Origin of the sequence: Pseudomonas sp. YuFO20, assembly GCF_035064975.1 — a bacterium.
GTDB lineage: Bacteria > Pseudomonadota > Gammaproteobacteria > Pseudomonadales > Pseudomonadaceae > Aquipseudomonas > Aquipseudomonas putida_AE.
On record NZ_JAXDEO010000003.1, the window covers coordinates 196,311 to 203,964 of the forward strand.

A 7,654-nucleotide genomic window follows, 5' to 3' on the forward strand; every position below is an offset into this window, starting at 1 on the left:
TGCACCCGCCGGATGGCTGATTCAGCGACGAATCAGCCGTCCGACTATTGTCCTTAAACCGATTGCAGAGGGTTCTTGATGAAAATGCTTCCCCTACGCGCGGCCATCGCGGCCGCCTTGCTGAGCGTCGCGGTGGGTGTATCGGCCAAGCCGCTGGTGGTCTGTACCGAAAACAGCCCCGAAGGCTTCGACATGGTCCAGTACACGACTGCAGTCACAGCCGATGCGGTGGCCGAAACCATCTTCAATCGCCTGGCGGATTTCAAACCAGGGACCACCGAGGTGATTCCGGCCCTGGCCGAATCCTGGAACATCAGTGAAGACGGCCTGACCTACACCTTCCACTTGCGCAAAGGCGTCAAGTTCCACACCACCGAATACTTCAAGCCGACCCGCGACCTGAACGCCGACGACGTGGTCTGGAGCTTCCAGCGCCAGCTGGACCCGAACCATCCGTGGCACAAGCTCTCGAGCGTCGGTTTCCCGTACTTTGAAAGCATGGGCTTCAAAGAGCTGCTCAAGAGCGTCGAGAAGGTCGACGACAACACGGTCAAGTTCACCCTGACCCGCCGCGAAGCGCCGTTCCTGGCCGACATCGCCATGGCGTTCTCCTCGATCTACCCGGCCGAGTACGCCGACCAGCTGCTCAAGGCCAACAAGACCGGCGACCTCAACAGCAAACCGATCGGCACCGGGCCGTTTGTCTTCCAGCGCTACAACAAGGACGCCCAGGTTCGCTTCAAGGCCAACCCGGACTACTTCCGTGGCAAGCCGCCGGCCGATTCGCTGATCCTGGCCATCGCCACCGACAACAACGTGCGCCTGCAGAAGCTCAAGGCCAACGAATGCCAGGTCGCGCTGTATCCGAAGCCGGATGACATCCCGAGCATCAAGAAAGACTCGAACCTGAAGGTCGAGGAAATGAACGCGATGACCGTCGCCTACATCGCCATCAACACCACGCACAAGTACTTGAGCGATGCGCGCGTGCGCAAGGCCATCGACATCGCGTTCGACAAGGAAGCCGCGGTCAACGCGCTGTTCGGCAAGGGCAATGCCACCGTGGCGGTCAACCCGTACCCGGACACCCTGCTGGGCTACAACCACACGCTGAAAAACCCGACCCGCGACCTGGACAAGGCCCGCGCCCTGCTCAAGGAAGCCGGCGTACCGGAAGGCACCACCTTCACCCTGTTCACCCGCAACGGTGGCGGCGCAACCAACCCGAACCCGATGCTTGCCGCGCAGATGATGCAGGCCGACCTGGCCAAGGTCGGGATCAAGATCGACATCCGCGTAATGGAATGGGGCGAGATGCTCAAGCGCGCGAAAAACGGCGAGCACGACATGGTTTCCGCCGGATGGGCGGGCGATAACGGCGACCCGGATAACTTCCTGACGCCTATGCTCAGTTGCGAGGCCGCGAAGAACGGCGAAAACTACGCTCGCTGGTGCAATGAAAAATTCCAGGCCCTGCTTGACCAGGCCCGTGAAAAAACCGACCCGGCCGAGCGTGCAGCGCTGTACGAACAGGCTCAGGTTATCTTTAACCAGGACCAGCCATGGATCAGCCTCGCACACACTAGAATGTTTACCGCAATGCGCAACAACGTAGAGGGCTACCAGATTAGCCCGCTCACCACCAATAACTTCGCCACCACCCAGGTGAAGTAGATAAGAAACTCCCGGCATTGCCGCACCCTGGCATGCCGGGCACGCCTAACCGGCTGATGAGGTACACCTTACGATGTTTAGTTTTATTGCCCGCCGACTGGGGTTACTGATCCCCACGTTCTTCGGCATCACCTTGCTGACATTCGCGTTGATTCGCATGATCCCTGGCGACCCCGTGGAAGTCATGATGGGCGAACGCAGAGTCGACCCGGAAATGCACGCTCAGGCAATGGAACGCCTAGGTCTGAACAAACCCCTGTATGCCCAGTACCTGGATTACATCGGCAAACTGGCCCACGGCGATCTCGGGGAATCCCTGCGTACCCGTGAAAGCGTCTGGAACGAGTTCACCTCCCTCTTCCCTGCGACCCTGGAACTGTCCATGGCCGCCCTGCTGTTCGCCGGCATCCTGGGCCTGCTGGCCGGGGTGATCGCGGCCCTCAAGCGAGGGTCCCTGTTCGACCATGGGGTGATGGGCATCTCCCTGGCGGGCTACTCGATGCCGATCTTCTGGTGGGGTCTGATCCTGATCATGTTCTTCTCGGTGTCCCTGGGCTGGACCCCGGTGTCCGGGCGGATCGACCTGCTCTATGACATCGAGCCGCGCACCGGCTTCATGCTGATCGATACGCTGCTGGCCGATGACGTCGGCGCGTTCTTCGATGCCCTGCATCACCTGATCCTGCCGGCCATCGTGCTGGGCACCATCCCGCTGGCGGTGATCGCGCGCATGACCCGTTCGTCGATGCTCGAAGTGCTGCGTGAAGACTACATCCGTACCGCCCGCGCCAAAGGCCTGTCGCCGTCGCGCGTGGTGTTCGTGCACGGCCTGCGCAACGCGCTGATTCCGGTGCTGACCGTGGTCGGCCTGCAAGTCGGCACCCTGCTGGCCGGTGCGGTCCTGACCGAGACCATCTTCTCCTGGCCGGGCATCGGCAAATGGCTGATCGAAGCCATTGGCGCCCGTGACTACCCCGTCGTACAAAACGGCATCCTGTTAATCGCCTGCCTGGTGATTCTGGTCAACTTCGTAGTGGACATCCTCTACGGCTTTGCCAACCCACGCATCCGTCATCAGCGCTGAGGTCAATACCATGAGCACTCCAACATCCTCAGTAGCCACCGCCGCTTCCGCCGTGGATCAAAGCCTGCTGTACCCGTCTCCATACAAGGAATTCTGGCAAGCGTTTTCCAGGAACAAAGGTGCCGTTGCCGGCCTGATGTTCATGCTGCTGGTGATTTTCTGCGCCATCTTCGCCCCGTGGGTTGCCCCCCATGACCCGAGCGAGCAGTACCGCGACTTCCTGCTCACCCCGCCAGCCTGGCTGGAAGGCGGGCAGATCCAGTTCCTGCTGGGTACCGATGAACTGGGTCGCGACCTGCTGTCGCGCCTGATCCAGGGCTCGCGCCTGTCGCTGCTGATCGGCTTGTCGTCGGTGGTGATGTCGCTGATCCCGGGGATCCTGCTGGGCCTGCTCGCCGGTTTCTTCCCGAAAGCCGTCGGCCCGACCATCATGCGCCTGATGGACATCATGCTGGCCCTGCCGTCCCTGCTGCTGGCCGTGGCGATCGTCGCCATCCTCGGCCCTGGCCTGATCAACACCGTGATCGCCATCGCCGTGGTGTCCCTGCCGTCCTACGTTCGTTTGACCCGCGCCGCGGTGATGGGTGAACTGAACCGCGACTACGTGACCGCCGCGCGCCTGGCCGGTGCCGGCCTGCCACGCCTGATGTTCGTCACCGTGCTGCCCAACTGCATGGCGCCGCTGATCGTCCAGGCCACCCTGAGCTTCTCCTCGGCGATTCTCGATGCCGCCGCACTGGGCTTCCTCGGCCTTGGCGTTCAGCCGCCAACCCCTGAGTGGGGCACCATGCTGGCCTCGGCCCGCGACTACATCGAACGCGCCTGGTGGGTAGTCAGTCTGCCTGGTTTGACCATTTTGCTCAGCGTGCTGGCAATCAACTTGATGGGTGACGGCCTGCGCGACGCGCTGGACCCGAAACTCAAGAACGCCGCCTGAGGAGATTCCAATGTCACTGTTAGAAATCAAGAATCTCAACGTTCGCTTCGGCGACAAGAACGCCACGCCCGTGGTCGATGGCCTCGACCTGAAAGTGGACAAGGGAGAAGTGCTGGCCATCGTTGGCGAGTCGGGTTCGGGTAAATCCGTGACCATGATGGCACTGATGGGCCTGATCGAGCATCCCGGCATCGTCACCGCCGACTCGCTCAGCTTCGACGGCAAGGACATGCTCAAGCTCAGCAACCGTCAGCGTCGGCAGATCGTCGGCAAGGACCTGTCGATGGTCTTCCAGGACCCGATGACCGCGCTGAACCCGAGCTACACCGTCGGTTTCCAGATCGAAGAAGTGCTGCGCCTGCACTTGAAAATGTCCGGCAAGGCCGCGCGCAAGCGCGCCATCGAGTTGCTGGAAAAAGTGGAAATCCCGGGCGCGGCCAGCCGCATGGACGCCTACCCGCACCAACTGTCCGGTGGCATGAGCCAGCGCGTCGCGATCGCCATGGCGATTGCCGGCGAGCCGAAACTGCTGATCGCCGACGAACCGACCACCGCGCTGGACGTAACGATCCAGGCGCAGATCATGGACCTGCTGCTGGCGTTGCAGAAAGAGCAGAACATGGGCCTGGTGCTGATCACCCACGACCTCGCGGTCGTCGCCGAAACCGCCCAGCGCGTGTGCGTGATGTACGCCGGCCAAGCCGTCGAAGTCGGCCAGGTGCCGCAACTGTTCGACATTCCGGCGCACCCGTACAGCGAAGCGCTGCTCAAGGCGATTCCGGAACACAGCCTGGGCGCCTCGCGCCTGTCGACCCTGCCGGGCATCGTTCCCGGTCGCTACGACCGTCCGCAGGGCTGCCTGCTGTCGCCGCGCTGCCCGTACGTGCAGGACAACTGCCGTGTGCAGCGTCCGGCCCTTGACCCGAAAAGCAACAGCCTCGCCCGCTGCTTCTACCCGCTGAACCAGGAGGTGGCGTAATGGCCGTCGTACTTACCGCCCGCGACCTGACCCGTCACTACGAAGTGTCCCGTGGCCTGTTCAAGGGTCACGCTACCGTGCGCGCCCTCAACGGGGTGTCGTTCGAACTGGAAGCCGGCAAGACCCTCGCTGTCGTGGGTGAGTCGGGCTGTGGCAAGTCCACCCTGGCCCGTGCCCTGACCCTGATCGAGGAGCCGTCCTCCGGCTCCCTGAAAATCGCCGGCCAGGAAGTCGCCGGTGCCGACAAGGCCCAGCGCAAGCAACTGCGCAAAGACGTGCAGATGGTGTTCCAGAGCCCATACGCCTCGTTGAACCCACGGCAGAAAATCGGTGATCAGCTGGCAGAGCCCTTGCTGATCAACACCAACCTGTCGGCCACCGAACGTCGCGAGAAAGTCCAGGCGATGATGAAGCAGGTGGGCTTGCGTCCCGAGCACTACCAGCGCTATCCGCACATGTTCTCCGGCGGTCAGCGTCAGCGGATCGCCCTGGCCCGCGCCATGATGCTGCAACCGAAAGTGCTGGTGGCGGACGAACCGACCTCGGCGCTGGACGTGTCGATCCAGGCGCAGGTGCTCAACCTGTTCATGGACCTGCAGCAAGAGTTCAACACCGCCTACGTGTTCATCTCCCACAACCTGGCGGTGGTGCGTCACGTCGCCGACCACGTGATGGTGATGTACCTCGGCCGCCCGGTGGAAATGGGTCCCAAGGAAGACATCTACACCCGTCCCCTGCACCCGTACACCCAGGCGCTGTTGTCGGCCACGCCGACCATCCACCCGGACCCGGACAAACCGAAAATCAAGATCGTCGGCGAGTTGCCCAACCCGCTGAACCCGCCCGCCGGCTGCGCTTTCCACAAGCGCTGCCCTTACGCCACCGAGCGTTGCAGCACTGAAGAGCCGTCCTTGCGCCTGCTCGACAGTCGCCAGGTGGCTTGCCATTACGCCGAGCAATTCCTCGACGGCGCGGCGTAAATAACGCCTCGGTCACTGAGGCGCTTTAATCAGGCAAACCCCTTCTCTTTCGATTGCCATCAATCGAGGGAGGAGGGGTTTTTCTTTTGTTTGCACAAGTGCACTGTCTTTTCTGACAGTTACGCACGCCCAGCCGTTTTGTTTGAATCCCGTCGGAGAGTCACGCGACACAAGGCGTAGACCCGGAAACATTCAAACGACAGGGACAGGTGCAAGCATCATGGAAATTCAAACAACAATCGAAAACGCTGGTCAGCTAGACCCGGGATTTGGTGATTTTGGCCAGATCCGCCCCGACTTTCTGGCCGGCTCGGTCAGGGCCGTCGTGTTATCGGCTGAAGGTGCCCTGACCTACGCTACCCAGCAGGGAAAGGGTTTCACTCTGTACCGCACTGATTTTGACGGTATCAAGGACACGAACTTTGGTCATGACGGCAACACCGGTGAGTGGCAGTTTGTCAGCGGTAAACAGGCAACGCCGGTGCGCTTGCTACTGCAGGACGATCGCAGGATCCTGGTGATCGGCGAGACCCGGGAACCCGACGGTATCCGCCGGGCAGCACTGAGACGCTTTAATGCCAACGGCAGCCCTGACCTGATCTTCGGCAGTGTCGTTGTTCCCGTGGCACAGCATGATTATTCCCAAGTGGAGTTGATCGACGGTTGTCTGCAGGGTGATGGAAAAGTGCTTGTGTCGTTCACCTATTACATCAGTGAATCCCAAGGGTCACTGCTGGTGCGCCTGCACAGTAATGGTGAACTCGATACCGGTTTCGGTAATAGGGGTTTTATCGAGATCGAAAACGGGGATGACTTCATCCGTGTTAATGGCGTTGTGATTCAAGGCGGAAAAATAGTTGTTGGCGGGACCACCTTATCCGGTCAGCTCTTTCTTGCACGTTATGATCTGCAAGGGAAGATCGATAGCCAATTTGGTGTCGATGGGTTTGCTTTCTTCGCAATATCGGATGGCTCACTCAGAATGCGTCAACTCATCGCACAGGCTGATGGCAAGCTGGTGTGTGCTGGCGGTCTGCTGGATACCATCGGCATGGTGATGAGATTTACCGCAGACGGTCACCCCGACAAGGAGTGGAATGGCGGGCGTCCGGTATTGACCGACACCGGTCCTGAAACATTCTGGAGATCCTTGGCCCAGCAGCCGGATGGCAAGATTGTCGTGGTCGGTCACAATCGGGCACTGCATATCATCGCTGGCAGGTTGTTGCACAATGGAGAGCATGACACCCGCTTCGGCCGGTCCGGGTCCGGGTGGGTTTCCTTTGGTCCTTCAGGAGGGTTGGCGTGGGATGTGAAGGTCCAGAGCGCTGCTCGAATTATCGTTGGCGCCGAGGCGTTCATCGACTTCGGTCATCACGGGCCAGTGGTCTACGGGCTTCAAGCCTGAGCCCAGAACTCCTGTAGGAGCGAGCTTGCTCGCGATGCACTCAAATACGCCGCGTTCTTCCTGAAAGCACGTGTCATCGTTGACGTCCATCGCGAGCAAGCTCGCTCCTGCAGGGGGTTGTTTTGTCTGCCATTTACGTCTGGCTATCGCCTTCGTCCGAATCGTCGGAGTCCGGTTCATCGGTGGTCGAATCATCATCGTTGTCGGCACCACCCTGCCCCTTGTCGCCGGGTTCCGATTCGGACTTGGCGATCATCAGCTCACCGTGGGTACCCTGCCCGCTCGACGCCTGGGTTTCATGATCCTCGCACTCGGCCCAGACCGCCGAACTGCCGAGGGCCAGCATCACCAACACCTTCAACAGCAACACAACGCGTAGCAACCTGTTCATAGCCGAGTCCATCCTTTCGTAGAGTGCCTGTCTGGCGCTGATTAAATCTAGTCGCGATCAGCCTCGTTCTCCATAATAGGACGCTAACGCTTAAGGGAAATTGCCCGTAATTGGCAGACTGGTTTTGAATAATAGTTATGCCGAAAAGATCAAAAGATCGCAGCCTTCGGCAGCTCCTACACGGATCAATGTAGGAGCTGC

At 60.5% G+C, this 7,654-nt stretch carries 7 protein-coding genes; 6 read left to right on the top strand and 1 reads right to left on the bottom strand.

Going from position 1 to position 7,654, the window contains the following annotated elements; translation table 11 throughout:
• Window positions 1-78: 78 nt before the first annotated feature.
• The 6 genes from SOP85_RS03190 to SOP85_RS03215 all read left to right on the top strand — a co-directional run bounded on the left by SOP85_RS03190 (window position 79) and on the right by SOP85_RS03215 (window position 7,062).
• Window positions 79-1,674, top strand: a complete 1,596-nt coding sequence (locus SOP85_RS03190; RefSeq protein WP_323626036.1) for an ABC transporter substrate-binding protein — start codon at window positions 79-81, stop codon at window positions 1,672-1,674.
• A gap of 73 nt (window positions 1,675-1,747) precedes the next feature.
• The gene (locus SOP85_RS03195; RefSeq protein ID WP_274074039.1) at window positions 1,748-2,758 is read left to right on the top strand and encodes an ABC transporter permease subunit; all 1,011 of its coding nucleotides are present in this window, start codon (window positions 1,748-1,750) and stop codon (window positions 2,756-2,758) included.
• Between the two features lie 10 nt (window positions 2,759-2,768).
• Window positions 2,769-3,695 (top strand): ABC transporter permease subunit, encoded by a 927-nt coding sequence (locus tag SOP85_RS03200; protein WP_323626037.1) that lies wholly within the window; start codon window positions 2,769-2,771, stop codon window positions 3,693-3,695.
• A gap of 10 nt (window positions 3,696-3,705) precedes the next feature.
• Window positions 3,706-4,674 carry an ABC transporter ATP-binding protein gene (locus SOP85_RS03205; RefSeq protein WP_274074041.1) on the top strand — a complete coding sequence of 323 codons (969 nt, stop codon included), beginning with the start codon at window positions 3,706-3,708 and terminating at the stop codon, window positions 4,672-4,674.
• On the top strand, window positions 4,674-5,654 hold the full coding sequence (locus SOP85_RS03210; protein ID WP_323626039.1) for a peptide ABC transporter ATP-binding protein: 981 nt from the start codon (window positions 4,674-4,676) through the stop codon (window positions 5,652-5,654). The genes SOP85_RS03205 and SOP85_RS03210 overlap by 1 nt, the downstream gene beginning before the upstream one ends.
• Window positions 5,655-5,874: 220 nt before the next feature.
• On the top strand, window positions 5,875-7,062 hold the full coding sequence (locus SOP85_RS03215) for a hypothetical protein (RefSeq protein ID WP_323626040.1): 1,188 nt from the start codon (window positions 5,875-5,877) through the stop codon (window positions 7,060-7,062).
• 133 nt (window positions 7,063-7,195) lie between these two features.
• Here the strand turns inward: SOP85_RS03215 and SOP85_RS03220 are convergent, their stop codons facing one another.
• On the bottom strand, window positions 7,196-7,453 hold the full coding sequence (locus SOP85_RS03220) for a hypothetical protein (protein WP_323605509.1): 258 nt from the start codon (window positions 7,451-7,453) through the stop codon (window positions 7,196-7,198).
• Between the last annotated feature and the right edge of the window lie 201 nt (window positions 7,454-7,654).

What these genes read in the sequence shown, in the direction of transcription:
- SOP85_RS03190 (WP_323626036.1), top strand. Translation starts at nt 79, where the DNA reads ATGAAAATGCTTCCCCTACGCGCGGCCATCGCGGCCGCCTTGCTGAGC.
- SOP85_RS03195 (WP_274074039.1), top strand. Translation starts at nt 1,748, where the DNA reads ATGTTTAGTTTTATTGCCCGCCGACTGGGGTTACTGATCCCCACGTTC.
- SOP85_RS03200 (WP_323626037.1), top strand. Translation starts at nt 2,769, where the DNA reads ATGAGCACTCCAACATCCTCAGTAGCCACCGCCGCTTCCGCCGTGGAT.
- SOP85_RS03205 (WP_274074041.1), top strand. Translation starts at nt 3,706, where the DNA reads ATGTCACTGTTAGAAATCAAGAATCTCAACGTTCGCTTCGGCGACAAG.
- SOP85_RS03210 (WP_323626039.1), top strand. Translation starts at nt 4,674, where the DNA reads ATGGCCGTCGTACTTACCGCCCGCGACCTGACCCGTCACTACGAAGTG.
- SOP85_RS03215 (WP_323626040.1), top strand. Translation starts at nt 5,875, where the DNA reads ATGGAAATTCAAACAACAATCGAAAACGCTGGTCAGCTAGACCCGGGA.
- SOP85_RS03220 (WP_323605509.1), bottom strand. Translation starts at nt 7,453, where the DNA reads ATGAACAGGTTGCTACGCGTTGTGTTGCTGTTGAAGGTGTTGGTGATG.